This window comes from Streptomyces sp. NPDC051940, from assembly GCF_040680895.1.
Taxonomy (GTDB): domain Bacteria; phylum Actinomycetota; class Actinomycetes; order Streptomycetales; family Streptomycetaceae; genus Streptomyces.
In genome coordinates this window covers 13,100-37,960 of the sequence record NZ_JBFAXR010000074.1, presented here as the reverse complement: position 1 = coordinate 37,960, position 24,861 = coordinate 13,100, and the positions used below count along the sequence as shown (strand labels likewise).

Annotated in this window: 19 protein-coding genes; 5 read left to right on the top strand and 14 right to left on the bottom strand. The window is 72.0% G+C overall.

Annotation, left to right across the window (positions count from 1 at the left end):
• The first annotated feature begins 123 nt into the window (after positions 1-123).
• Positions 124-3,516 (top strand): discoidin domain-containing protein, encoded by a 3,393-nt coding sequence (locus AB0M28_RS25635; RefSeq protein WP_365409403.1) that lies wholly within the window; start codon positions 124-126, stop codon positions 3,514-3,516.
• An 88-nt stretch (positions 3,517-3,604) separates the two neighbouring features.
• Here the strand turns inward: AB0M28_RS25635 and AB0M28_RS25630 are convergent, their stop codons facing one another.
• The 4 genes from AB0M28_RS25630 to AB0M28_RS25615 all read right to left on the bottom strand — a co-directional run bounded on the left by AB0M28_RS25630 (position 3,605) and on the right by AB0M28_RS25615 (position 9,256).
• Positions 3,605-5,107 carry a long-chain fatty acid--CoA ligase gene (locus AB0M28_RS25630; RefSeq protein WP_365409400.1) on the bottom strand — a complete coding sequence of 501 codons (1,503 nt, stop codon included), beginning with the start codon at positions 5,105-5,107 and terminating at the stop codon, positions 3,605-3,607.
• Positions 5,108-5,169: 62 nt separating this feature from the next.
• Positions 5,170-6,882 (bottom strand): aldehyde dehydrogenase family protein, encoded by a 1,713-nt coding sequence (locus AB0M28_RS25625; protein WP_365409397.1) that lies wholly within the window; start codon positions 6,880-6,882, stop codon positions 5,170-5,172.
• A 24-nt stretch (positions 6,883-6,906) separates the two neighbouring features.
• The gene (locus tag AB0M28_RS25620) at positions 6,907-8,142 is read right to left on the bottom strand and encodes an MFS transporter (RefSeq protein ID WP_365409394.1); all 1,236 of its coding nucleotides are present in this window, start codon (positions 8,140-8,142) and stop codon (positions 6,907-6,909) included.
• Between the two features lie 82 nt (positions 8,143-8,224).
• Positions 8,225-9,256, bottom strand: a complete 1,032-nt coding sequence (locus tag AB0M28_RS25615) for a phosphotransferase (RefSeq protein ID WP_365409391.1) — start codon at positions 9,254-9,256, stop codon at positions 8,225-8,227.
• A 140-nt stretch (positions 9,257-9,396) separates the two neighbouring features.
• Between AB0M28_RS25615 and AB0M28_RS25610 the strand changes: the two genes are divergently transcribed.
• The 3 genes from AB0M28_RS25610 to AB0M28_RS25600 all read left to right on the top strand — a co-directional run bounded on the left by AB0M28_RS25610 (position 9,397) and on the right by AB0M28_RS25600 (position 12,489).
• A complete protein-coding gene (locus AB0M28_RS25610) occupies positions 9,397-10,065 on the top strand; it encodes a hypothetical protein (RefSeq protein ID WP_365409388.1) in 669 nt (222 codons plus the stop codon).
• A gap of 75 nt (positions 10,066-10,140) precedes the next feature.
• Entirely contained in the window at positions 10,141-11,526 is a 1,386-nt protein-coding gene (locus AB0M28_RS25605) for an aminotransferase class III-fold pyridoxal phosphate-dependent enzyme (RefSeq protein WP_365409385.1), read from the top strand.
• A gap of 9 nt (positions 11,527-11,535) precedes the next feature.
• Positions 11,536-12,489 carry a LysR family transcriptional regulator gene (locus AB0M28_RS25600; RefSeq protein ID WP_365409382.1) on the top strand — a complete coding sequence of 318 codons (954 nt, stop codon included), beginning with the start codon at positions 11,536-11,538 and terminating at the stop codon, positions 12,487-12,489.
• A 1-nt stretch (position 12,490) separates the two neighbouring features.
• On the opposite strand, the gene solA is transcribed toward AB0M28_RS25600, so the two are convergent.
• The gene (gene solA / locus AB0M28_RS25595) at positions 12,491-13,609 is read right to left on the bottom strand and encodes an N-methyl-L-tryptophan oxidase (RefSeq protein WP_365409379.1); all 1,119 of its coding nucleotides are present in this window, start codon (positions 13,607-13,609) and stop codon (positions 12,491-12,493) included.
• 230 nt (positions 13,610-13,839) lie between these two features.
• Here solA and AB0M28_RS25590 point away from each other — a divergent pair, with 230 nt between their 5' ends.
• Complete coding sequence (locus tag AB0M28_RS25590; RefSeq protein WP_365409376.1) at positions 13,840-14,760, top strand: DUF6206 family protein; 921 nt, start codon at positions 13,840-13,842, stop codon at positions 14,758-14,760.
• 12 nt (positions 14,761-14,772) lie between these two features.
• Here the strand turns inward: AB0M28_RS25590 and AB0M28_RS25585 are convergent, their stop codons facing one another.
• From AB0M28_RS25585 to ureA, 9 genes are all read right to left on the bottom strand, one after another.
• Positions 14,773-15,771 carry an AsnC family transcriptional regulator gene (locus AB0M28_RS25585; RefSeq protein ID WP_365409373.1) on the bottom strand — a complete coding sequence of 333 codons (999 nt, stop codon included), beginning with the start codon at positions 15,769-15,771 and terminating at the stop codon, positions 14,773-14,775.
• Positions 15,772-15,809: 38 nt separating this feature from the next.
• The gene (locus AB0M28_RS25580) at positions 15,810-16,634 is read right to left on the bottom strand and encodes an ABC transporter ATP-binding protein (protein WP_365409427.1); all 825 of its coding nucleotides are present in this window, start codon (positions 16,632-16,634) and stop codon (positions 15,810-15,812) included.
• A 1-nt stretch (position 16,635) separates the two neighbouring features.
• Positions 16,636-17,628, bottom strand: a complete 993-nt coding sequence (locus AB0M28_RS25575; protein ID WP_365409371.1) for an ABC transporter ATP-binding protein — start codon at positions 17,626-17,628, stop codon at positions 16,636-16,638.
• A complete protein-coding gene (locus AB0M28_RS25570) occupies positions 17,625-18,479 on the bottom strand; it encodes an ABC transporter permease (protein ID WP_365409368.1) in 855 nt (284 codons plus the stop codon). Before AB0M28_RS25570 ends, AB0M28_RS25575 begins: the two co-directional genes overlap by 4 nt.
• On the bottom strand, positions 18,476-19,435 hold the full coding sequence (locus AB0M28_RS25565) for an ABC transporter permease (RefSeq protein WP_365409365.1): 960 nt from the start codon (positions 19,433-19,435) through the stop codon (positions 18,476-18,478). Before AB0M28_RS25565 ends, AB0M28_RS25570 begins: the two co-directional genes overlap by 4 nt.
• Complete coding sequence (locus AB0M28_RS25560) at positions 19,432-21,096, bottom strand: ABC transporter substrate-binding protein (RefSeq protein ID WP_365409362.1); 1,665 nt, start codon at positions 21,094-21,096, stop codon at positions 19,432-19,434. Before AB0M28_RS25560 ends, AB0M28_RS25565 begins: the two co-directional genes overlap by 4 nt.
• Before the next feature lie 93 nt (positions 21,097-21,189).
• Positions 21,190-22,203 (bottom strand): agmatine deiminase family protein, encoded by a 1,014-nt coding sequence (locus AB0M28_RS25555; RefSeq protein ID WP_365409359.1) that lies wholly within the window; start codon positions 22,201-22,203, stop codon positions 21,190-21,192.
• Positions 22,204-22,287: 84 nt separating this feature from the next.
• The gene (locus AB0M28_RS25550) at positions 22,288-24,024 is read right to left on the bottom strand and encodes an urease subunit alpha (protein WP_365409357.1); all 1,737 of its coding nucleotides are present in this window, start codon (positions 24,022-24,024) and stop codon (positions 22,288-22,290) included.
• Positions 24,021-24,749, bottom strand: a complete 729-nt coding sequence (gene ureA / locus AB0M28_RS25545; RefSeq protein ID WP_365409354.1) for an urease subunit gamma — start codon at positions 24,747-24,749, stop codon at positions 24,021-24,023. Before ureA ends, AB0M28_RS25550 begins: the two co-directional genes overlap by 4 nt.
• Between the last annotated feature and the right edge of the window lie 112 nt (positions 24,750-24,861).

Genomic DNA, 24,861 nt, shown 5'->3' with positions numbered 1-24,861 from the left:
GAACTATCCATAGGCAGCCCGATCCATGCATGTGAAGCTTCGGCTCATCGCGAAGCGTCACCGATGGAAGGGTCCTCAGCAGTGAGCAGACGATTCAGGCGGTTCGTACCACTCCTGGGAGTGATGACACTCGCCTCACTCCTGTTCGGCGCGCCGGCGGCGGAGCAGGCGCAGGCGCAGCAGGTGGCGGGGAGCGCTCCGTTCATCAACTCGTGGCTGGTGTCGGGTCCGTTCGACTCACCGGTCGTCGACGAGCAGTACGGGTGCGAAAGCGCGACGCCACCGGTCGACGGCACGGCGAGCATCGCGCCGAAGCTGGGCGAGCCGCTCGGCGCCGGCGGCGACAGCCGGAAGTGGGAGTACTTCGACGACCGGATCTACAACCGGACCTACGACGACTACCAGGACCTCCACGGGTACTTCACCGTGAAGAAGGGCGTCGACACCAGGAACAAGTACGTCTACGCGCACACGTACGTGTACAGCCCGGTCGAGCGTCAGGCGTACTTCGGCGTCGGCGCGAGCGGCTCGTACCGGCTGTACGCGAACGACCGGTGCCTGACGAATCCGAGCACCCCGGTGGAGGTGCAGAAGGACCTGACGAAGCAGGCCGTCCAGCTGCGGGCGGGCTGGAACAAGCTGATGGTTCAGATCAAACACACCTACACGGAGGACGTGAACGCGAACGGCGTGCCGGTCGCCAAGGACCAGAACGTGTCCTATCTGGGGTTCTACGGCCGGGTGGCCGATGAGAACGGCAACAGGATCAGTGATCTGGCGAACTCCGTGACGGGGCCGTCGGACGACCTGCAGATCGCCTCGCAGGGTCTCTCGACCGACGAGCCGGTCGGCACCGCCCTCCCGACGAACGACATGCCCACCGGCTACCGGGAGTGGCCGTACGTCTGGAACAAGTCGGCGGCCTCCAACAAGTACGGCGTCTCCGCCTCACCCTTCCGGTTCATGGCCGCCGGCGGCGCGCCGGGCTACACCTGGAAGATCGTCGACGGGAAGCTGCCCGGCGGTCTGGAGCTCGACCCCGACGGCTCCATCGCGACCGGACTGGTCGACGGGAAGGTCGATCTGAACAGCACCAAGGGCATCATCGACGGCACCACAGAACCGGGCGACCACCACTTCACCGTCCAGGTGTCCGACAGGGACGGGAACACCGCGTCCAAGGACTTCACCATCACGGTGAAGGAACGCCCCAACAAGTGGTTCGAGGAAGGACGGGTCGGCGCCCTGACCCATGCCACCCCGACGTACGACTACTTCGTGGACCCGAACTTCTCCGTCGACCGCTGGGCGGAGAGGGCGAAGCGCCAGGGACACTCGCTGGTGTCGGTCGAATCACTCCAGCAGAACTACTTCTGGCCGTCGAAGTTCGCGGACCCGAAGCACATCAGGGCGGAGTACCTCCCCAAGGACGGGAACGGGAAGGTGGTGGACGGGCTCCGGCAGTACGAGCAGGCGGTGAAGCGGCACGGCATGAGGTTCGGCCTCTATTACGCCACCGAGGGCGGCGGTCTGCAGCACTACTCCACCGACGTCCTGGTGCAGAACGTCGCTGACCTCATCCACCGCTACGACCCGGACTACCTGTACTTCGACGGTCCGCAGGCGATGCCCAACGCCAACTACGACGTGATGTACAGCCTCATCCGCAACTACAGCAACGACATCGTCGTGAACTCGAACGCCTGGGGCGTCGAGTACGGCGATCCGGACCTGCGCACCGACGAGGCGTCCGGCATCTACGCCGCGGTGCACGGGAACCATCTGCTGAAGCGGACGGTCATGGAGCCGTGGAAGATGATCCACACGAAGAACATGCTGTCGCCGTACTACGGCAAGCGCGACGACTTCCGGCAGGTCACCAAGGAGATGCTGATGAACGCCGGCCGGGGCCTCGTCGACAACAACGACCAGAGCGTCATCGACAGCCGCGGTCCGAACTTCAACTCCCCCGAGGACATCGCCACGCGGTATCCGAAGGCCGTACAGGAGTTCATCGACGTACGAGAGGGGCTCGCCGGCTGGTTCGCGCCGAAGGGCAGGCCGGAGCGGCACGAGTCCACCACGGGCACGACACCGTACTTCCTGGCCGGCTACGGCTACGAGGACGACGGCCGCGGGAACTACGAGAAGTTCGCCCGCCCCAACAGCACGACCGGCCCGCAGTGGGGTTACGCGACCGCGCGGGACAACAACGTCTACCTGCACATCATGAAGGGGCCGGACGGCAAGAAGGGCTTCGCCGCGATCAACGACAGGTCCCTGACCATTCGCCCGGTCAAGGATCGGGTGACGTCCGTGAAATGGCTGAACACCGACACCCCGGTCACCTCCTTCCGCCAGGAGGGCGACAGCCTGACCATCAACATGGCCAACGCCCACGAGGACCCGATCGACACGATCGTGAAGATCGTGACCGACAACCCGGAGCGCCGGTACCGGCTGACCGACCTCACCGCGACCGCCGAGCAGCGGACGCCGGGAGAGCTGCAGGTCAAGGCCGAGGGCTATATGACGTATCCCGCGCTCGGCGCCCCCCTGTCGGACGTGACGTACACCAGCTCGGACCCCGGGGTGGCCGACGTGCAGCCGAGCGGAGTCGTGACGGCGGTGTCGGACGGCACGGCGACCATCACGGTGCGGGGCACCCATGAGGGCGTGACCAAGCAGGACACGCTGAAGGTGCGGGTCAGGGACCGCCTGGTCCACGTCGCCGAGGACATGATCAGCGCGTCGCTGCTGGTGGAGGGGAAGGAGGCCTACGGCGAGTTCGGCCTGAACGACGGGCTCGGGTACACGCTTGAGGGCAGGTCGGCCACCGGCGGGCCCATCAGCCTGGACACGGCCCGGATCAACTGGCACGCGGGCGTCGTCGATCTGACGGCGGGTGACAGGTACAAGCCGGTCGCCATCCGCGAGGTGGACACGTTCGCGTTCAAGCCGCACCGGATCACCACTCCGCAGGTCGAGGCACCCACCCGGGGAGTCGTCTGGGCGGACGTGACGCTGGACGGCAGGACCTTCACGACGAACAGGGTCTTCCTGGACCTGCTGCCCCACCGGAACCTCGCGAGCGACGCCGAGATCACCGCCGGCCACCAGGCCGACGCGGTGTCGAACCTCACCGACGACAGGCTCATCGAGGCCGACCGGTTCGACCAGTCGAAGTGGTCGGTGCCCGGGACGGAGCAGTCCTGGCTTCAGTTCCGGCTTCCGGCCGAGTCGGACCTCTCGAGCATCGACATCGACTTCAACACGCTGGACCAGAAGTACGTCAACACACCGAAGACGATCAGGATCCAGACCAGCACCGACGGCGAGACCTGGACGGACGCCGGCACGGTCAACGGCCCCACGGGAACGGCCTATTTCGGCTTCTACGACCGCTATCCGGTCACCGCCCGCGCCCAGTACGTGAAGCTCGTCTTCGACGCCGGCTCGAACGGCCCGACGACCGACCTGCTGGAGGTGGCCGTCAACGGGCTCCCACGCCCCTGACACCGTGAGGTCACCGAACCGCTCCGGAGCCCGAGTCGGGCTCCGGAGCGGTTCGCCGTTCAGGGCGATCATCCGCCCCGGGATCAGGTCACAGACCCGTCGGATCCTCGGGCGGGTGGATCTCGCGCTTGAGGATCTTGCCGGTCGGGCCCTTCGGCAGCGCGTCGACGAGCCACACCCGGCGCGGGTACTTGTACGGCGCGACCCGCTCCCTGACGTGGGCCCGCAGCTCGTCGGGGTCCGCGACGGCGCCCGGCTTCAGCGCGACCGCGGCGGCCACCTCCTCGCCGTGGGTGGCGTGCGGGACGCCGATCACCGCGGCCTCGGCGACGGCGGGGTGCTGGTAGAGCACCTCCTCGACCTCGCGCGGGTACACGTTGTAGCCCCCGCGGATGATGAGGTCCTTCTTCCGGTCGACGATGTAGTAGTAGCCGTCCTCGTCCCGGCGCGCGATGTCGCCGGTGCGGAACCAGCCGTCGCGGACGGCCTCCGCGGTGGCCTCGGGCCCGTTCCAGTAGCCCTTCATGACGTTGTGGCCGCGGATCGCGATCTCCCCCGCCTCGCCCTCGGGCACGTCGTCGAGACCGTCGTCGACGAGCCGGAACTCCACACCGCGGATGGGCGTGCCGATCGATCCCGGCTTGCGGGGACGGTCGGGGTGGTTGAACGAGGCGAGCGGAGAGGTCTCCGTCAGCCCGTAGCCCTCGAGGATCACGCACCGGAAGGCGGCCTCGAAGCCGTGCAGCACCTCGACCGGCAGCGACGCGCCGCCGGAGACGCAGACCCGCAGCGCGTCGGTGTCGAAGGACGCACGGTCCGGGTGGTTCAGCAGCGCGACGTACATCGTCGGCACTCCGAGCATGACCGTGACCCGGTCGCGCCGCAGGATGTCGAGGGCCTTCGCCGGGTCGAAGCGGGGCAGCAGGGTGACCGTGGCCCCCGCGGCGAGTGCGCCGTTCATGCCGCAGGTCTGCCCGAAGGAGTGGAAGAACGGAAGCCCGCCGAGTACGGCGTCGCCCGCGCCGATTCCGAAGAGGCGCACGGACTCCTCGACGTTGCGGCGCAGGCCGCCGTGGGTGAGCTCGGCGCCCTTGGGGCGGCCGGTGGTCCCCGAGGTGTAGAGGATCACCGCGGTGTCGGCGTCCTCGCGCTCCACCAGGCCGGGCGCGGGTTCGTACGCCGCGAGCCGGTCGGCGAACTCCGCCGGGTCGACCACGACGACGTCGGTCTGCGTGCCGTCCGCCGCGGCGACCGCCGCGCCGGTCAGCTCGTGCCAGGCGAAGAGGACCTTGGCGCCGGAGTCGCCGAGGTAGTACGCGATCTCCCGCTCGCGCAGCACCGGGTTCACCGGCACGACGACCGCGCCCGCGCGGAGGATGCCGTGGTAGACGACCGGGAACTGGACGACGTTGGGCAGCATGACGGCCACCCGGTCGCCGGGACGTACGTCCAGCGCCCGCAGCCAGCTGACGATGCGGGCGGTCGCGTCGTCGAGGCCCGCGTAGGTGAGGACCTGCTCGTCGAGCCGGAACGCGGGCTGGTCCGCGAGGTGCGCGGGCGGGTCGGCGGCGAGTCGGGCGAGGTTGGCCATGGGTCGGTGTCTCTTTCTCGGTTTCTCGGTCTGTCGTTGATACGTGCCGCGCCGGCCCGCGGTCAGCCCCGCAGGGCGGACGCGAAGACCGCGGGCAGCGCGGAGACGCGCGGGCGCGCCTGGAACGCGACCAGGCGCCGTCCCGTCGTCGCGGCGGTGCGGTTCGAGACGAACCACGGCGGCTTCGGGCTCAGCGACCACTCGCCGCGCAGGATCGCGCGGGGGGCCGGGCGGAACGGCCCGCGGACGACGGTGCGTTCGGGCCGGTCCAGCAGCAGCGCGTTGTGTACGACGCCGATGCCGCTCTGCACGTCGTCGACGGTGTGCCCGGGGAACGCGCCCCAGGTGGCGTGCGGGGTGAGATAGCCGACGCCGGTCCAGGCGTTGACGCCGATCGTCCCGTACCGGAGTTCCGCGAGGGCCGTGTCGAAGTCCGCGCCCATCCGGCGGCGCGTCGCGGGGTCGATGACCACGTTGGCGCCGAGGGTGCCGCGCAGGGCGTCGTTGGCGCAGCGGATCGCGGCGTTGAGGAAGTCGAGGCCGGCGCCCGGGAGTTCGGCGACGCCGAGCACCGGGGCGAAGTACTCCGTGGAGAAGGCGGGGTCGGTGGCGTCGGCCAGGTCAAGACCGGTGAGCAGCACGCGGTCGGCCACCGCGCCGGGCATCGAGGGGCGGCTGCCACGCGCGGCCTCGACGCGTTCCGGGCCGCCCGGGTACCACACCGGGCGGTCCGGCGCGGCGTCCAGCGCGGCCCGCAGCTCGCGCAGGAACGCCTCCTTCTGCGGCCAGTCCGAGGAGACGACGACCACCTGCGTCGCGATGCAGTTGGAGCCGGCGTTGTGCAGCCGCTGGGTGGCGATGTGCTGGGCCTGGAACCTCAGATCGGCCGCGGACCAGCGGCCCGGGACGACGATGGCGGGCGAGACGCCGCCGAGTTCGGAGGTCATGGGCTTGGCGAGGCGCGGCGTGCCCGCGGTGCGGGCGTCGGCGCCGGCCTGGCCCGTACCCCAGACGACCGCGTCGTGGGTCCGCTCGCTGCCGGTCATGTGCACGGCGGTGACGCGGTCGTCGTACGCCAGGGCCGAGCCCGTCTCGGCACCGCCGCGGACGATCCGTACGACACCCAGCTCGGTGTAGGGCGCGAGGATCTTCTCGAAGACCGGCAGCAGCGGGTCGGTGACCGGGTTGAGCTTGAGGACCACGACGCGGTTGTCGGCGTGCAGCGCGTACAGGACGTCGAGCGGCGCGATCGAGAAGATGTTGCCCGCTCCCAGCACCAGCGTGATGCCGTCGGTCTGCTCCGGCGTACGGGCGCCGAGGCCCGCCGTACGCCGCACCTCGTCCTCGGTCACGCCCGGCGGCATCCACACGTCGGCGGAGAAGCCGCTCAGCAGCAGCCGGTCGTAGCCGCCGGCGGGCAGCGCGGGGACGGCGACCCGGCCGCCGGGGGCGGTGCGCAGCCTGAGCCCGGCGAGCGGGTCGGTGCCGCGGGCCAGCCGGTCGAGCGTACGGCCGAGCGCGTGGGCGTAGCCGAGCGTCGCCCACGGTCCGCTGATCCACTCCTCGCCGACGAGCGGTGAGTCGTCCGCCAGCCCCTTGATCCGGGCCGCGGTCGCGACCCACTCCTCGGCGCACTCGGCGACCAGGTCGCCCAGCTTGCCCAGCAGGTGGCGGCGTGCCGCGGTGCCGGTCCGCGACCAGGTCTCCTCCCCGGCTGCCAGAGCGGTGAGCGCGCGGTCCGCGGTCTGCTCGCTGTCTTCGGTGTACGTGGACATCGTGGGGGTCCTTTCGGTGGTGGGTCAGGCGCCGGGGGCGGCGGTCGTACGGTCGGCGTCGCGCGCCGCGAGGGCGCGCGTCACCGGCGCCAGGGCGATCAGACCGGCCACCGTGCCGACGACCACGGCGACCGCCACGCCCGCGTACCCGAAGGCGTCCAGCAGCAGGCCGCCGACGAAGGGGCCGACCGCCAGGCTGAGGAAGAACAGGCCGACGCCGATGTTGGAGAAACGGCCGCTGGCGTCCGCCTCGGCGTTGAGCGCGAGCAGATAGGGGATGCCGAAGAACAGCGTGGCGCTCTGGGCGATCAGGGCGGCGCCGGCGACCGTGGCGCCGGGCCCGCTGAGGACCACCACCGAGGCCGCGGCCTGCAGCACCATGCCCAGCGCGACCGGCGTCCAGCGGCCCCACCGGTTGCCCAGCCAGGCGGCCAGCGCGGAGGTGACGATGCCGCCGATGTAGCCGACGGACAGCACGGCACCGGCCGCGCCGGACGAGAGCCCGGCGTCCTCGCCCGCCTGCTGCGCGAAGGCGTAGAACGCCGACTGCACGACCATCATCGCCATCGCCGCGACGCTGAGCAGCCGCAGCAGCGCGGGGCTCAGCCGGTCTGTGCCCGTCTCGGCCGCCGGGGTGGCGGCCGGGGCCGCGGGCTCGCCGGGGACGAACAGGGCGACGACGGCACCGAACACCGCCAGGATGACGAAGAACGACTCGTACCCGGCGGCCGAGACGACCATGGGGGTCACGACGAGGAGGAAGGCGCCCACGACCGTCGCGGTCATCGTGGCCAGCCCGTAGGAGCGGGTCGGGTTGCGGGTGGTCGCCGCCATCGTGTTCGCGAACACGAGCAGCAGCCCGGTGCCCACACCGGCGACCACCCGGGTCGCGAGGAGCCCGCCGAGGCTGCCGACGACGACGGACAGCGCGTTGCCGAGCGCCACGAGCGCGGCGCCCGCGCCCAGCAGCCGGCGCCGCGACCGGCGCGCCAGCGCGGGGCCGGCGAGGAATCCGGTGGCGGCCATGGCCAGCATGTCGGCGGTCGCGACCAGGCCGGCCTCGGTCTCGGTGAAGTGGTAGCCGTCGATCAGCGCGCTGATGAAGCCGGGCGCGACGTTGAAGACGATCGCCGCGACCGCGTACGTCGCACAGATCACGGCCAGATGCCCGCGGCGCGCCGGTCCGTGCGCGGGTGCGCCGCCGGCACCGGCGAGGAGGGGCTGGGCGGCCGGAACCGCGGGCGAAGAGGGTTCAGTCATGGGGGTTCTGTCCTTGTCCGATGGGGTGGAGCAGAGAAGAAGCGACCGTCCGGTGCTCGCGGCACCGGCCCGGACGGGGGTCTCAGGTCCGGGCGCGGGCCGCGGCGAGGTAGTCCTCGGCCAGCGCAGTGACGGCGGGCACCAGCACGGGGGTCATCTCCCGTGCCGTCTCGCTCTCCTTGCGGGTGTGCAGCCACCCGAGGTAGGTGAGCCCCCGCAGCAGGAAGAACAGGGGCAGCCGGTCCAGATGCCCGTCCGGGAGCTCCCGCTCGGTGCGGTAGCCGGCGACGAACGCGGCGAGGACGGCCTCGAACTCAGGCGAGTCGGCGACCACGAACAGGGAGGTCGCGATGTCGAACAGGTGCCAGCCGAAGCCCGCGTCGTCGAAGTCGATCAGCTGCACGCTGTCACCGTCGACCAGCAGGTTCTCCGGCAGGAAGTCGGCATGGACGAGCCCGTAGCGGTCCTCGCCCGCCCCGAACTCCGCCAGCTCCGCGCGGGCCCGCTCACGGGCGGCGAGCACCACCGCCCGCTGCGCGCCGTCCAGCGCCCGGAGCTCCCAGAACCTCCCCCACAGGGGCTCCTCGCCGAGCAGTCCGTCGAGGTCCCAGGCGTGCCGTACGAACCCGTCGGGCCGCTCCCAGTGCTGCGCGTGGTTGTGCAGCCGGGCCATCAGCCGGCCCGTCTCGCGGAAGGCCGCCACCGCGTCGTGGTCCGCGGCGACTCCGTCCTCCAGCGAGCCCATGGGCAGGCCGTCGACCCAGGTGAGCACGTCGACCAGGCGCGGCTCGGGCACGCCGTCGTGCGTGACCTGCTCGACGAGCCGGCCCTGCCGGTTCGGTACGGCGGCGGGGGTGGCGATGCCGGAGCGCCGCAGATCGGTCATCCACGCCAGCTCCGATTCCAGGGCCCGCGGGGTGTGGTATCCGGCCCGGTGCACCCGCAGGACGTGCCGGCTGCCGCCGGCGTCCACGCGGAACACGGCGTTCTCCCGGCACTTGAGCAGCGTGACCTCCGGAGCGGCGCCGAAGTCCCAGGCGGAGCACGCCGTTCGTGCCAGCAGGGTCAGCCGGTCGGCCTGCTCCCGGAGAGGCAGATCATAGAAGTCGGTCACTCGCGCTCCAGGTTCAAACTCAAATTTTTTCGAGTAAGAGACATCACACTCCGATCCGTCAAGAGTCCGTACACAGAAATCCACCGCGAGCGCATACAGTGACCGCACCAGCCGTCCCGCCGAGAAGGAGCATGCCGACCATGGCCGAGCCGGCCGACCCTCCCAACGGCGGCGCCAGGACCCGCGGGCCCCAGGCGCGCGGCCGCCGGCGCCGGGCCGAGCTGCTGGCCGCGGCGAGCCGGCTGCTGGGCGAACGCGAACTCGACGGGATCAGCCTGCAGGACCTGGCCCGGGCCGCGGACATCCCGACCGGGTCGGCGTACTACTTCTACGCGAACGCGACCGAGGCGTTCGCCGCGCTGACCGAGCAGATCGGGGCCGACCTGGCCGAGGTGCTCGCCGCTCCGATCCCCGCGGCGCAACTGACCGCGTGGGAGGACGTGATCACGGTGTGCGCCGGGCGCGCGGTCGACTTCTACGCGGCGCGGCCCGACGCCCGGCAACTGCTGATCGGCAGCAAGGCGCCGCCGGAGTTCAAGCGCTCCGACCGCGAGAACGACCTCCTCCTGGGCTCGATCCTGCGCGATCACATCACCGCCGTGTTCGAGCTCCCGGCCATGCCCCGGGACGGGGACCTGTACTTCCACGCCGTGGAGATCATCGATCTGTTCTACTCCCTGTCGATGCTGCGCCACGGCCGGATCACCGACGACATGGCGGCGGAGGCGGTCCGCGCGGCCGTCGCGTACCTGCGCACCTACCTGCCCGCCGAGCTGCCCCCCGCCGCACGGACCGCGGCGGACTCTTGACCTACGCCTCCCCGCGCCATAGCGTGCGCTGACTCGATCGGATTCGAGTTTCAGTAGCCGCATATGAGGAGAGCCATGCCCACCGAAGACCACCGCGGCCGGCCGGCCCTGCTCGGTGCGGCGCACCTCGGGCTGGACGAGTTCCGCGCCGACGCCGCCAACCGGGACCTGATCGAGCGGCGCCTGAAGCACGTGGGCAACAGCGTCCTGTTCTACGACGACCCGGTCCACCTCGTCCGCGGCGAGGGCGTCTGGCTCTTCGACAGCGACGGGCGTCGCTACCTCGACTGCTACAACAACGTCGCCTCCGTCGGGCACTGCCACCCCGACGTCGTCACGGCACTCAGCGAACAGGCGGGGCGGCTCAACACCCACACCCGCTATCTGCACGAGACGGTCGTCGAGTACGCCGAGAAGCTCACCTCGCTGATGCCGGACGGCCTCGACGTGTGCACGTTCGTCTGCAGCGGCACCGAGGCGAACGACCTCGCCCTGCGCATCGCCCGCACCGTGACCGGCCGCCACGGGGCCGTGGTGATGGAGGGCGCGTACCACGGCAACTCGACGGTCGTCGACGCGCTGTCCACCGTGCTGCACCCCGACCCGGCGGACCGTCCGGACTGGCTGGTGGCGGTGGAGCCGCCGAACACCTACCGCGGCCCGTTCCGCCGCGACCGTGACGACAACCTCGGCGCCCGGTACGCGCGACTCGTCGCCGACGCGACCGCCGTACTGGACGAACGCGGCCACGGAACCGCGGCGTTCATGTGCGACACCGTCTTCGACACCCAGGGGACGCTTGAGGCCCCCGCGGACTACTTCCGCCTCGCCTACGAGCACGTACGGGCCGCGGGCGGACTCTGCATCGCCGACGAGGTGCAGGCCGGGCTCGCCCGCACCGGGCGCTGGTGGGGGTTCGAGCACTACGGGGTCACGCCCGACATCGTCACCCTGGGCAAGCCGATGGGCGACGGCCACCCCGTCGGCATCGTGGTCACGACCCGGGAGATCGCCCAGGAGTTCGCCTCCCGCGCCGTCTACTTCAACACCTTCGGCGGCAACCCGGTGTCGGCCGCCGCCGGCAGGGCCGTGCTGGAGGTGTGCGAGCGCGACGACCTGACCAGCCGGTGCCGCGAGGTCGGGGCCGTCCTGCGGGCCCGGCTGGAGCAGCTCATGGAGCGGCACCCCGTCATCGGCGACGTGCGGGGGCTCGGCCTGTTCCTGGGGGTGGAACTCGTCGAGGACCGCGGGACGCGCACCCCGGCCGCGGCGCTCGCCCGGCGGATCCCCGACGCCATGCGGGAGGCGGGTGTCCTCATCGGGATCACCGGGCGGTACGGGAACGTGCTGAAGATCCGCCCGCCGCTCGTGTTCACCGCCGCCGACGCCGAACTGCTCATCACCACGCTGGACCGGGTGCTGACCGGCCTGACGGCCGGGACGACCGGGCCCGACGCGTAGGCGCCCGCCGTGCACCTCGACACGCGGCTGCTGCGCTCGTTCCTCACCGTGGCGAGCGAGCTGAACTTCTCGCGGGCGGCACAGCGGCTGCACATGAGCCAGCAGGCTCTCAGCGCCCAGATCCAGCGGCTGGAACTGGGCGTCGGGGCCGCGCTGTTCGTACGCACCACACGCTATGTGCGCCTCACCGACGCGGGGCACGTGCTGCTGCCGTACGCGGAGTCGATGATCACGTGTACGGACCGGGCGGAGCGCGCGCTGCGCTCCCTCGACGGCTCCGGGGCCGAGCGGCTGCGCGTCGGCTTCTCCACCGGTGCCGCGCTCGATCTGACGGCTCCGATCCTGGCCGCCTTCGCCGGACTCCGGCCCCAGGTACGGGTCGAGCTGCGGGAGGCGCCGCTCAGCGATCCGTCGGCCGGGCTCGCGGACGGCGGGGCCGACGCCGCGTTCGTCCGCCTGCCGCTCGGCTGCGACGGCCTGGACCACCTCGACCTGCTGCACGATCCGCGGGTCCTGCTGGTGCACGAGTCCCACCCCCTGGCAGCCCGGGCATCCGTCACGTTCGCCGAGGTCGCGGACGCGCCGCTCATCGTGTGCCGTACCCGGGACCGCCGGTGGGACGACTTCTGGCTGGCCGTGGACGCCCGCGGCGGGGCGCAGCCCCGCGTCTCGCACGAGGTGTCCACGCTGGACGAGGAGATGCTGCTGGTCGCGACCCGGGGCGCGATGTCGATCAGCGTGGCCACGGCGGCGCGCTGGCCGCACCCGCCCGGCCTCGCGTTCGTCCCGATCACGGACCTGGCGCCGTCGGTCGTCGCCCTCGCGTGGGCGCGGGACGCCACCAGCCCCGTCCTCGCCGACCTGGTCGCCGCGGCGACGGCGGTCCGGGAACGCCCCCCGCACACCGGGGGCGTACCGCGGACCGCCGGGCGGCCGCCGCACCGCGGGACCGGTCCCGCCTGAGTCAGGCTCCGAACCGGTCGGCGCCGAGGAAGGCGAGGTCCGGCCGGGGCCGCCCCTCGACCAGGTCGGCGAGGCCCTCCCCGATGGCCGGCGCGTACCGGAACGAGCGGCCCGAGTCCCCGGTCGCGTACACGACCTGGTCGCCCGCGGGGTGCCGGTCGAAGACCCAGCCCACGTCGGGGGTGTTGGTGTACATGCAGGTGGTGGCGGACAGCGGTGCGCGGGTCAGCCCGGGGATACGCCGGGCGAGCACGTCCCGGACGGCCTGCAGGTCGGCCTCCCGCACCTCCTTGTCGAGGCTGTCGGGGTGGCCGACGACGCCTTCGTGGTGCAGCGCGAACTTGAACCCGCCGCCCGGCTCGGGGCAGCCGTACGCGCCGGAGTCCGGGCCGAGCCGGGGGTCGATCCAGTACAGCAGCGGGGCGCCGGTGAGCTCGGGCCCGGCGTCCCAGGTGACCAGGATCTGCCGCTCGACCTGCAGCGGCAGGTCCAGCCCGATCAGGTCCGGGCCGTAGACCCCGGCGGTGATCAGCAGCCGGTCGGCGCGGATCGTCCGCTTGTCGGTCTTGACCTGGACGCCGTCGCCGTCGACGGACCAGGACAGGGCGGCCTCCCCGAGGGCGAAGCGCGCACCGTGCCGGCGGGCGTCCTCCTGCAGCGCGGCGAGCGCCGGCTCGACGAACAGCAGCCGCGCACCGGGCTCCCAGATCGCCACCTCGTCCTCGGCGACGTGCAGCGCCGGGTACGCGGCCATGGTCCGCTCGGGGGACCAGATCTCGTAGTCCCAGCCGCCGAGGTCGAGCGAGGCCCGGCTCGCGCCGTTCAGCGGGCCGTCGGCGCGGTCGATGAGCAGCGCGCCGTCGCGGCGCAGGATCTCCACGCCGTACTCGGCCTCCAGCTCACCCCACATCGCGAAGGTCTGCTCGCTGAGCGGCACATAGTCGGCGCCCTCGTGCATCGACTGGCGGGCCAGCCGGGTCCTGCCGCTGTGGGAGCCGTGGGCGTGCGGCGGCGCCCAGCGGTCGAGGGCGAGTACGTCGTGGCCGCGCCGTGCGAGGCGGGCGGCTGCCGCCGAGCCCCACACGCCGGCTCCGATGATGAGGATCTCCAGGTCGTCCATGGGCCCATGCTGGGCCGGTCGCCCCGGCAGCGGAAACACCGATCGCCGGTACCTTCACAACGGCCGGTTGTTACCTCCGTGTTCGGCGGCGGCTCTCCGAACGGACGTGTGACAAAGATCGCTTGTGGCGTCTCCCGGCTTCGCTGTTTCACCGCCCTCGATGCCTCGGCCTAGCGTTCTCGGCACCCGTGCGCCGGACGGAGCGCACGCCTCGACAGCGAGGAGCTCGCGTGCACGTCGAACCTGATTCCCAGCTGATCGCCGAGGCCCACGCCCGTATCGACGCGTGCGTCGAGGCGGGGGACCCCGACGACCTCGGCATAGTCGGCTACGGCGAGATCACCCTCGCCGTGGCCTGGCCGCCGGCCGATCCCGGCATCGTCGTCAAACGCCTGCCCCCGTTCCGTACCCGCGCCGAGCTCGACACGTACCGCGGGGTGCTGACGGACTGGACCGCCGCCATGGAGGAGCGCGGGGTGCCGGTCGTGGACACCGCGCTGCACGTGGTCGAGCACCCCAGGTGGGGCACGCTCGGCTACCTGGTCCAGCCCCTGCTCCCGGCGGACGATCTCGCGATCACCCGCTGCCGGACCGGCACCCCGGCGCAGGCGGAGGCGATCCTCGCCGCGGTGCTCGACGCGATCGGCCGCGGCGTGGACGAGAAGGCGTCCCTCGATCCGCAGCTGACCAACTGGCATGTGCGCGCGGACGGAAGCCTGGCGATGCTGGACGTGTCGACGCCGTTCCTCCGCGATGCCTCGGGGGCGGACCGCCTGTCGACCGCGCTGTTCGTCCGCGGCTACCCGGCCGTCCTGCGCCCGGCCCTGGCGCGCCTGGTGCTGCCGGCCGTCATCGACGCGTACCACACCCCGCGCACCGCGGTCCGCGACTTCGCCGGCAACCTGGTCAGGCTCGGCCTCGACCGCCATCTCGGCTTCGTCCTGCGCCAGGCGCGGGAGGCGCTGGAGATCGACCTGTCGGAGGCGGAGGTGCGGGAGTTCTTCGCCAAGGACGCCCGGATGTGGGGCGTGCTGCAGTCGCTGCGGCACGCGGACAAGTGGTGGCAGCGGTCGGTACGCCGCAGGCCGTACCCCGCGCTCCTCCCGCCGCGCTACGACCCGCGGACCGACTACAACAGCGAGCTCCGCTGAGGGCCCCGGCGGCTACCCGCGTACGGCGCCGAGCGGCCCCGCTCGTTTGATCCACCGCGCGACGATGTCCGTCCGTACGCGATGCACGCCGGGGAGGGCGGCGACGCGCTCGACGAGGTAGCGGTGCAGTTCGCCGGCGTCGGCCAGTTCGAGGAGCGCGAGGAGGCCGGTGCTGCCCGTGGTCGTCGCGGCGAATGCGACCTCGGGATGGGAGCCGAGGGCGGCCGCGACGGCGCCGAGCGCGGCGGGCTGTACGTCCAGCCAGCAGAGTACGTCGACCTGCCGTCCGTAGCGCGTGGAGTCGACCTCGACCTCGAACGCCAGCATGCCGCTGCCGGTGAGCTCGGCGATGCGGCGGCGGACGGTCGACTCCGAGGTGCCGGACGCCCGGGCCAGGCGGGCGTTGCTCGTACGCCCGTCGGAAGCGAGGAGCCGCAGCAGGCGTGCGTCCTGGTCGGACAGCGGGTGGCCTGCGGACGGCGGGGCCGCGCGATCCACTGCCGTGCCGGGAGCGAGTGCCTCGCGCTCCCCCGCCGTGAGTGCCTCAAGGCGCCCCGGCGATCCGCCGGCGCTGGAGATCGGCGCGAGCAGCCGCTGTGCGGTCACGGTCGCGATGTCGGCACTGCGCCGGAGTTGTTCGAGCGCCCCCGTACGGTCGCCGATCGGCGCGGTCGGCGCGGGCACGCGCAGGATGCCGGTGAGTGCGCCGTCGCCGGCCAGCAACGCGATCCACGAGGTGTCGTCGCGGCCGGCGAGTCTGCGAGCCACGGCCTCGATCGATGTGCTCGGGGCCGTGACGCGCAGGAACCAGTCCTCCTGCTCACCGGCAGCGGGGCGGGTGACACCGACCACGCGGAGCGCCAGCCGGCAACGCAGCCTGTGGTAGCGGCGCGAGACCGTGCGTTCGGACATCCCGAGCGTCGCCGCGATCCGCGCGAACGAGGCCCGCCCGTCGAGCTGCAGCGCGTGCAGCACGCGCCGGTCGTCCACATCGACAGCGACCGGTTCCACCGCATTCACCCACCCTGGCCTGAGTCGACTGTCGCCGCCTAGAGCGCCCGGCGGGCGACCGCGATGCGCTCCGGGTCCCAGCCGGGCCCGGGCACGGACTCCAGGAGGAGTCGCGTGTACGGGTGCTGCGGTGCGGCGAGTACCTCCGCGGTGGTCCCGGCCTCGACGACGGCGCCGCGCCGCATGACGACGACGTCGTCGGTGACGCACCGGACCACGCCGAGGTCGTGGGTGATGAACAGGTAGCCGACCGAGGTCTGCTCCCTGATGTCCGCGAGCAGGTTCAGGATCTGCGCCTGCACCGACACGTCCAGGGCCGCGACCGCCTCGTCCAGGACGAGCACGGCCGGCTCCACGGCCAGGGCCCGCGCGATGGCCACGCGCTGGCGCTGTCCGCCGGAGAGCTGACGCGGCAGCGCGTCGGCGGCGCGTGTTCCCAGGCCGACCTGGTCGAGCAGTTCCCGTACCCGCCGGGCGTGATCCCGCTCGGGGAAGTGGAGCCGCAGCGTCTCCCGGAGCGCCGCCTCGACGTTTGTCCGGGGATCGAGCGACAGGAGAGGGTCCTGGAAGACCATCTGGACCTCGCGGGCACGGGCGAGCCGCTGCGCCCGGCCCCGGCCCCGCACGGTCCGGGACCGGCCTCGCACGTGGACCTCCCCCGCGTCCGCCCGCTCCAGACCGACGACGATCCGGGCGGTCGTGGTCTTGCCGGAGCCGGACTCGCCCACGATGCCCAGGGATCCGCCGTGCGGGACGGTGAAGGACACGTCGTCCACGGCCCGTACGGCCCCGAAGGTCCTGCACAGGCCCTTGACCACCAGGGCAGGCTCGGCGTTCTCACCGTGCCGCACGTTCTCGACCATCTCAGACATCGATCGCCGTCCTTCCCAGCCGGTCGCTGTGGTGGCAGGCCGCCTGGTGTGCCGGCAGGCCGGGGGCGGGGAGCGGCAACGGGGCCTGCCGTTCGCACAGTTCGGTGGCCAGCGCGCAGCGGGCGGCGAAGGCGCAGCCCGGCAGCGCCGCCCTGAGGTCGGGGGGCCTGCCCTCGATGGCGGCAAGCCGGCCCCGCGTGTTCGCCAGGCGGGGGGTGGACGCCAGCAGGGCGGCCGTATAGGGGTGCCGGGGGCGCTCGAAGATCTCGTCGGCGGGCCCGCTCTCGGCGATCCGTCCGGCGTACATGACGTACACGCGGTCGCTGATCGCCGCCGCGAGGTCGAGGTCGTGGGTGACGAACAGCAGCCCGGTGCCGAAGCGCTCGCGCAGCCTGCCCAGCAGCGCGACGACCTCGGCCTGGGTGGTGACGTCCAGGGCGGTGGTGGGCTCGTCGGCCAGCAGCAGGGCCGGGTCCCCCATCAGAGCGGCGGCGATCACGACGCGTTGCAGCATGCCGCCGGACACCTGGTTCGGGTACTTCGCCAGGGCGGAGGCGTCCAGGCCCACCGCCTCCAGCAGCTCGACGGCCCGGGTACGGGCCTGCGCGGCGGTCATCGTCCGGGTCAGGCAGACGCTTTCGGTGAGGAAGTCCCCGATGCGCCGCAGCGGGTTGACGGCCGCCCGCGGGTCCTGGAAGACCATCGCCACGGTGCCCGTGCGCAGGGCGCGCAGCCGGGCGGCGTCCAGGGTGAGGACGTCGTGGCCGTCGACGAGGACGGTCCCCTCGGCGGTCGCGCCCGGCGGCAGCAGACGCAGGGCGCTGCGTGCGGTGAGGCTCTTGCCCGAGCCGGACTCGCCGACGAGCGCGACGGTCTCGCCGCCGGCGACGGTGAGGTCGATCCCGTCCAGGACGGGGCGCCCGGTACCGGGCAGGTGGATCCGGAGCCCGCGTATCTCCAGGGCCGGGCGGTCGGATGTGTTCATCTGTCTCTCCTGGCGACGCGGTCGGCCCAGCGTTCCCCGACGACGTTGAACGCGACCACCGTCAGGACGATGAGGACACAGGGCAGGATCGCGGACAGCGGGTAGCCGTGCTGGACCGCGGTCTGGCCGTCGAAGACCATGCGGCCCCAGTCGGGGGTCAGCGCCGGGACGCCGAGGCCCAGGAAGGAGAGACCGGCGAGGTCCATGAGGGCGTAGCCGAAGTTGACGGTCGACTGGGCGAGGACGACGGGGGCGATGTTGGGCAGGATGTGGCGCAGGCAGATCTGGAGCGCCGAATGGCCCTGGACCTGGTAGGCGCTCACGTAGGGGCGTTCGCGCTCGGCGAGGACCAGGGAGCGCGTCAGCCGGCTGACGTAGGGCAGGTAGGCGAGGGCGAGGGCGAGGACCGGAGCCAGCAGCCCCTCGCCGTACATCGAGATGATGAGGATCGCCAGCAGCATGCCGGGGAAGGCGAAGACCAGCTCGGTGCTGCGGGAGAGCACCGAGTCGAGCCAGCCGCCCCGCCAGGCCGCGGCCATGCCGACGCCGATGCCCGCCAGCGTGGAGAACAGGACCACCCCGAGGGGGCCGAGCAGCGAGGTGCGGGCGCCCAGCAGCAGGCGGGAGAGCGTGTCGCGGCCGGCGGCGTCCACGCCGAGCAGATGGTCGGCGGTGGGTCCGGCGAGCGCGTCGCCGAGGTGGACGGCGTTGGGGTCGTACGGCACCACGAGGGGGGCGAGCAGCGCTCCGGCCACGACGAGCACCACGAAGCCCAGGCAGCACAGGTGAAGGGGCGACCGAACCGTACGGACCCGCATGAGGCCGGGGCGGCGGATGAGCACTGCGGTCATGCGGCGGACCTCCGCGCTCCGAGGGCGATCCGCGGGTCGACCAGCGGCAGCAGGAGGTCGACCACGAAGTTAACGATCATGAACAGGGCGACGATGATCAGGGAGATGGCCTGGACCGTCGGGAAGTCCTTGGTGGAGGTGGACAGTTCCAGGAGCTGACCGATGCCGCCGACGCCGAAGGCGGTCTCCACGAGGATCGTGCACACCAGCAGCGTCGAGACGACCAGGCCGCCGGTCGTCAGGACGGTACCCAGCGAGTTGCGGAACACATGCCGGCGGATGACCTGGCGCTCGGGCACACCCCGGCTGCGGGCCACGGTGACGTGCTCGCTGCCGAGGGCCTCGAGCATGGCCGAACGGGTGACCCGCGCGAGCATGCCGACCAGATAGAGGGCGAGCGCGATCGCGGGGAGGGTCAGGTGCCAGAGCTGGTCGAACAGGCCCTGGCCGGCGCCCCCGCTCGGGAACCAGCCGAGTCTGACGGCGAACAGCGCCTGGAGGAGCACGGCCGCGACGAAGGACGGGGTGCCGACGGCGAACGTGGTGGTGACCAGAACGACGGAGTCGGTGGCACCGCCGCGCACGGCCGCGATCCGGCCGAGCAGCAGACCGACGACCACGACCACGACCAGCGACATGGAGATCAGCAGAAGCGTCGTGGGCAGGCGGTCGGCCAGCAGCCGCGAGACGTCCGTCCGATAGGTGATCGACCGCCCGAAGTCGCCCTGCGCCATGTCGCCGAGCCAGTGCAGGTACCGCACGAAGAAGGGGTCGTCCAGGTGGTACTGGGCGTTGATCGCGGCGACGGCCTGGGGCGAGGCCGAGCGGCCCGCGAGCAGGAAGCTCGCAGGGCTGCCCGGCGCCAGGTACATCGCACCGTAGACGACGAACGACGCGCACAGCAGGGTGGCGGTCATCTCCGCCAGCCGGCGTACGGCGACTCTGGCGAAGCTCACCGCGCGGCCCCCACGTCCGCCGCCCACGGGTAGTACATGTACGAGATGGTGGTGGGGGCGCCGGTGATCCTCTTGTTGAGGAAGACGGCGGAGGGCCACTCGGCGACCGGGATCCACAGCAGCTGCTCGGCGGCGTGCTTCTGCAGCTCCGCCTCGATCGCCAGGCGCTCGTCCGGGTCGTACACGGCCGTTGCCCGTTCGACGCCCTCGTCGTACTTCTTGTCGCTGTAGCCGGCGAAGTTCATGTAGGCGCCGGTCTTGAAGTTCGCGAGCAGGTCCAGCGGATCGGTGATCGAGTCGTAGTAGGTGAGCGGGAACATGTCGATGCCCTCGCGCGCCTCCGGGTCGGTGAACAGCGCGGTGAACGCGTTGGGCGCGATGGTCTTGAGCCTGATGTCGAGACCGATCTGCGTGCCGGCGGCCTGGACGGCGGTGGCGAGGAGTGAGACGTCCTGACCGATGGAGCTGGTGGCGACGGTCAGCGTCTTCCCGGTGGCGCCCGCCTCCTTGATGAGCGCCTTGGCCTTCTCGATGTCGGGCCGGACCGACGGGAGGCCGTCGAGGGCCGCCTTCCGGGTCTGTTCCGAGGCGCCCGCCCAGGCGGCGCGGGTGGTGAGCGAGTTGGTGACGGTGCCCGCCCCGCCGAGGCCGGCCTTGACGAACCCGGAACGGTCCAGCGCCAGGGACAGTGCGCGGCGTACGCGTACGTCGCTGAGAGGGCCGTTCATGTGGGTGATGTTGACGCTGACCGTGCTGAGGCCCTCGCCGAAGTAGAGCTTGCCGACGCCGCTGTTCCTGAGGCGGTCGTAGCTCTCGGTCGGGATGAGGTAGCCGCCGTCGGCGTCCGAGCTGAGCAGGGCGTTGGTACGGGCCGAGGGGTCGGTCATGAAGCGGAACACGACCTTGCCCGACTTGGCCTTCTTGCCCCAGTAGCCGTCGAACCGGTCGAGCTCGACGGACTGCCCCTTGTTCCAGGCGCCCAGCTTGAACGGGCCGGTGCAGGCGAGCCCTCCGGACGTGCCGTAGTCCTTGCCGGCCGCCTCGACACCGGCCCTGGAGGCGATGACGCCGGCCGCGGTGGCCATGTACTGCGGGAACTGGGAGTCGGGCTTCGTGAGCTTGACGGTGACCTGGAGCGGACCGGTCTTCGTCACGGAGGCGACGTTCTGGAAGACCTGGGCCCACGCGGCGGCGTTGTCCGGGTCGGTCTGCCGGCCCAGGCTGAACACCACGTCGTCCGCGGTCATCACCTTGCCGTCGTGGAAGCGCACCCCGGGGCGGAGGTCGTAGACCCAGGTCGTGGCGTCCGGATTCGACGCCTTCTGCGCGAGGCCGGGCTCCATGGTGAGCTCCGGAGTCCAGCGCATCAGGCTCTCGCAGACGTTGGAGAGGATGGTGTTCTGCGGATAGTCGAACGCCACGGTGTAGTCGAGGGTAGGCGGCTCGGCGTACAGGGCCCAGCTGAAGGAGTCGATCTCGCCCTTGGCGGCGGGCGTGCCCTTCGAGAGAGCGAAGTCGCCGTGGCTGCTCTCCTCGCTCTTCGGGGGCCCCGAACAGGCCGCGACCAGAGCCGCGGAGGTCAGGAGGGCGGCCGCGGCGGCGAGGCGTCGGCGGGGCGGGACGCTCGGGCGTCTCCCTCTGCGGGGTACGGGTGGGATCATCGTCGCGCTCTCTTTCCGTACGGCGGGTGGCTACGTGAGGGGGGGGGGAGGCTGCCGGACCCGGAGAGGGGGTCCGGTGGATCCGGTCCGGCGTTACGCGCCCGGTCGGGCGACGGGGATCTGCTGCGTGATGCAGTGCACCCCGCCGCCGCCGAACGCGATCGTGACTGCCCGCACGCCGACGACCTTGCGGCCCGGGTGGGCCGCGGCGATCACCGCGAGGGCTTCGTCGTCCTGGGGTACGCCGGCCACCGGGACGACCACGCCGTCGTTGGCGATGTAGTAGTTCAGGTACGACACCTCGACGTCGGTGCCGGCGACGTGGGCGAACGCGGTCTGCGGGACGTCGACGATCTCGAAGGGCCGGCCCTCGGCGTCGGTCGAGGCCTCCAGGACGGCGCGGTTGGCCCGCATCCGGGCGTAGTCGGGGTGGTCGGTGTCGTCGGGCAGGGACACGACGACCTTGCCGGGGGCGGCGAACGCGCACACGCCGTCGACGTGGCCGTCGGTCTCGGTGTCGAGCAGTCCGCCGTACGGAAGCCACACGACCTTGCGCACGCCGAGCCGGGCCTTCAGCTCGGCCTCGATCTGGTCCCGGTTCATGCCGGGGTTCCGGTTGGGGTGCAGGAGGCACTGCTCGGTCGTGATCAGCGTTCCCTCGCCGTCGACGGTGATCGACCCGCCTTCCAGGATCATCCCGGACGCGATGCGGTCCACCTCGAGGTGGTCGAGGAGCAGGGCGCTGACGCGGTCGTCGCCGTCGTACGGGTGGTGCTTGCGGCCCCAGGCGTTGAAGCGGAAGTCGACGCCGGCCCGGTGTCCTTCGCCGTCGAGGACGAACAGCGGCGCCGAGTCGCGGAACCAGGAGTCGTCCAGCGGGAGTTCCATGACGGTGATCTCCGGGCCGCAGTGGGCCCGGGCGTCCGCGCCGTGCCCGGGCGGGGCGACCATCGTCACCGGCTCGAACCCGGCGATGGCCCGCGCGACGTTCGCGTACTCCTCCTTGGCGTCGTTCAGCACAGGGCCCCACTGGTCGGAGCGGGTGGGCCAGGCCATCAGGCAGCCCTCGTGCGCGGACCATTCGGCGGGCATCCGGAATGCGGTCATGTGAGCTCTCTCTTCTCTCGCCGGAGGTGCGCGAGGGTGCGGGGGCGAATCGAGCCGGTGGGTGTCGGAGGAAGCAGACGGGGGTCAGAGGAAGTAGAGGCGGTTGAGCGAGACCTCTCGGGCCGGCTGGGACCGCACCGGCGTCCCGTCGAGGGTGACGAGGCCGGAGCGGCCGTCGACCTGGACGTCGCCGAGGCGGGAGTTGAGGAGCAGGTCGGCGGGTCCGATGCCGCGGGTTCCGCGTACGGGGACACGGCGGCGTCGGGTCGTCAGCTGGTCCTTCCCCTGGTCCACGGCGGCCTGGCTGACGAAGGCCACGGAGAGGTCGGCCGGGGCGGAGCCGTGGGCGCCGAAGAGCGGGCCGAGGACGAGGGGCTCGCAGGTGTCGGTGGCCGCGTTGGGGTCGCCGGTCACTCCGTGGGCGGGGAAGCCGTTCTTGATGACCATCTGCGGCTTGGCGCCGAAGAACGCGGGGCGCCACAGCACGATGTCGGCCATCTTCCCGACCTCGATCGAGCCGATCTCGTGTGCGAGACCGTGGGCGATCGCCGGGTTGATGGTGAGCTTGGCGATGTAGCGCAGCACGCGCGCGTTGTCGTCGTGCGCGCCGTCGCCCTCCATGGGGCCCAGCTCGGCCTTCATCTTCCCGGCCATCGCGAAGGTCCGGCGTACGGTCTCGCCGGCTCGTCCCATCCCCTGCGCGTCCGACGAGGTGATGCCGATCGCGCCGAGGTCGTGCAGGACGTCCTCCGCGCCCATCGTCCCGGCCCGGATCCGGTCGCGCGCCATCGCGGCGTCGCCGGGCAGGTCGGTCTTCAGGGCGTGGACGGAGACGATCATCCCGTAGTGCTCGGCGACCGCGTCCCGCCCGAAGGGGAGTGTGGGGTTGGTGGAGGAGCCGATGACGTTCGGCACGCCCGCCATGCTCAGGACGTCGGGGACGTGACCGCCGCCGCAGCCCTCGATGTGGAAGGCGTGGATCGTCCGGCCGTCCAGGACGCCGAGGGTGTCCTCCACCGACAGGCACTCGTTGAGGCCGTCGCTGTGCAGGGCGACCTGGACGTCGTACTCCTCCGCCACCCGCAGCGCGGTGTCCAGCGCACGGGTGTGGGCGCCCATGTCCTCGTGGACCTTGAAGCCGGACGCGCCGCCCTCGGCGAGCGCCTCCACCAGCGGGGCCGGGTCCGAGGAGGAGCCGCGGGCGAGGAAGCCGACGTTCACCGGCCACGCGTCGAAGGCGTTGAAGGCGTGCCGCAGGGCCCACGGCGAGTTGACGCCCACGCCCCAACTCGGCCCGATCTCCTGGCCGATGACGGTGGTGACGCCGCTGGCGAGCGAGGCCTCCATGATCCGCGGCGACAGCAGGTGGACGTGGGTGTCGACGGCTCCCGCGGTGGCGATCAGCCCTTCTCCCGGGATCATCGTCGTCCCCGTACCGACGACGACGTCCACGCCGTCGACCGTGTCGGGGTTCCCGGCCCGTCCGATCGCGTGGATCCGGCCCGCGCGGATGCCGACCGACGTCTTCCTGATGCCCAGCACCGCGTCGATCACCAGCACGTTGGTGATCACCACGTCACAGGTCTCGCGGACGGCCGCGGCCTTCAGGTGCATTCCGTCGCGGGCGGTCTTGCCGAAGCCGGCGAGGAACTCGTCCCCCGGGTTCTGGGAGTCGGACTCGACGCGGACCACGAGTCCGGAGTCACCGAGTCGTACGCGGTCGCCCGCGCGCGGACCGTGCACCGCGGCGTACTCGTGGGGGTCGAAGTGGCGGCTGTGCTCGGGGGCGCAGTGGTCGCTGTGCTTGGTCGGCCTGCTCACAGGATCCTTCCTTCCAGAGCCGCCGGCGCATCCGCACCGGCGGCGTCCGCTCCGAGGTAGCCGCAGGCCGCGGCCCTGCGCAGGGCTTCCGCCTTCGCCCCGAACGCGTCCAGCGGCCCGTCGACCAGGCCGGCGAAGCCGATCGCGATCCGGGCGCCGCCGATCGGGACGAGCCCCACCTCGGCCTCGCCGCCCGGGTCGAAGCGGAAGGACGCACCCGCCGGCAGGGCGAGCCGCATGCCGTAGGCGGCGGCGCGGTCGAAGGCGAGGCGCGGGTTGGCCTCGAAGAAGTGGAAGTGGGACGTCACGCTGACGGGCACCTCCGCGGTGTTGCGGACGGCCAGCCTCAGGGCGGGCTCCGGCACGTCGACGGGGGCCGGTGCCGGCAGTACGGCGCCGGGGGCACCGTCGTTGCGCTCCCAGGCGCCGAACGGGTCGGCCACGGCGGCGAGCCGCGTACCGTCGTCGAACACGGCCTCGACCTGGATCTCGGTCACCACGTCGACCACGCCGGGCAGCACGTCGTCGGGGCCGAGGACGGAGCGTCCGCGCTTGACCGCCTCGGCCAGGCGCAGGCCGTCGCGGGCCGCCTCGCAGACGGTGTCCGCGACCAGCGCGGTCGCCTCGGGGACATTGAGCCGCAGACCGCGGGCGTGCCGGGCCCGGGCGAGCTCGGCGGCGGTGAACAGCAGCAGGCGGTCCCGCTCGGTGGGAGTCAGCGGCATACCGGGCCCTGACCGCTTCCCCCGGCGGATACGCCGGTCGCAACCTTGGTGTTCATTCGTTCTCCGGGAGGTGGGCGGGATACCTGTACGTCATGGCCGCCGTACGGGTAGC

Coding starts and splice junctions, on each gene's coding strand:
- AB0M28_RS25635 (WP_365409403.1), top strand. CDS start 124: ATGACACTCGCCTCACTCCTGTTCGGCGCGCCGGCGGCGGAGCAGGCG.
- AB0M28_RS25630 (WP_365409400.1), bottom strand. CDS start 5,107: ATGGCCAACCTCGCCCGACTCGCCGCCGACCCGCCCGCGCACCTCGCG.
- AB0M28_RS25625 (WP_365409397.1), bottom strand. CDS start 6,882: ATGTCCACGTACACCGAAGACAGCGAGCAGACCGCGGACCGCGCGCTC.
- AB0M28_RS25620 (WP_365409394.1), bottom strand. CDS start 8,142: ATGACTGAACCCTCTTCGCCCGCGGTTCCGGCCGCCCAGCCCCTCCTC.
- AB0M28_RS25610 (WP_365409388.1), top strand. CDS start 9,397: ATGGCCGAGCCGGCCGACCCTCCCAACGGCGGCGCCAGGACCCGCGGG.
- AB0M28_RS25605 (WP_365409385.1), top strand. CDS start 10,141: ATGCCCACCGAAGACCACCGCGGCCGGCCGGCCCTGCTCGGTGCGGCG.
- solA (WP_365409379.1), bottom strand. CDS start 13,609: ATGGACGACCTGGAGATCCTCATCATCGGAGCCGGCGTGTGGGGCTCG.
- AB0M28_RS25580 (WP_365409427.1), bottom strand. CDS start 16,634: ATGGTCGAGAACGTGCGGCACGGTGAGAACGCCGAGCCTGCCCTGGTG.
- AB0M28_RS25575 (WP_365409371.1), bottom strand. CDS start 17,628: ATGAACACATCCGACCGCCCGGCCCTGGAGATACGCGGGCTCCGGATC.
- AB0M28_RS25570 (WP_365409368.1), bottom strand. CDS start 18,479: ATGACCGCAGTGCTCATCCGCCGCCCCGGCCTCATGCGGGTCCGTACG.
- AB0M28_RS25560 (WP_365409362.1), bottom strand. CDS start 21,096: ATGATCCCACCCGTACCCCGCAGAGGGAGACGCCCGAGCGTCCCGCCC.
- AB0M28_RS25555 (WP_365409359.1), bottom strand. CDS start 22,203: ATGACCGCATTCCGGATGCCCGCCGAATGGTCCGCGCACGAGGGCTGC.
- ureA (WP_365409354.1), bottom strand. CDS start 24,749: ATGCCGCTGACTCCCACCGAGCGGGACCGCCTGCTGCTGTTCACCGCC.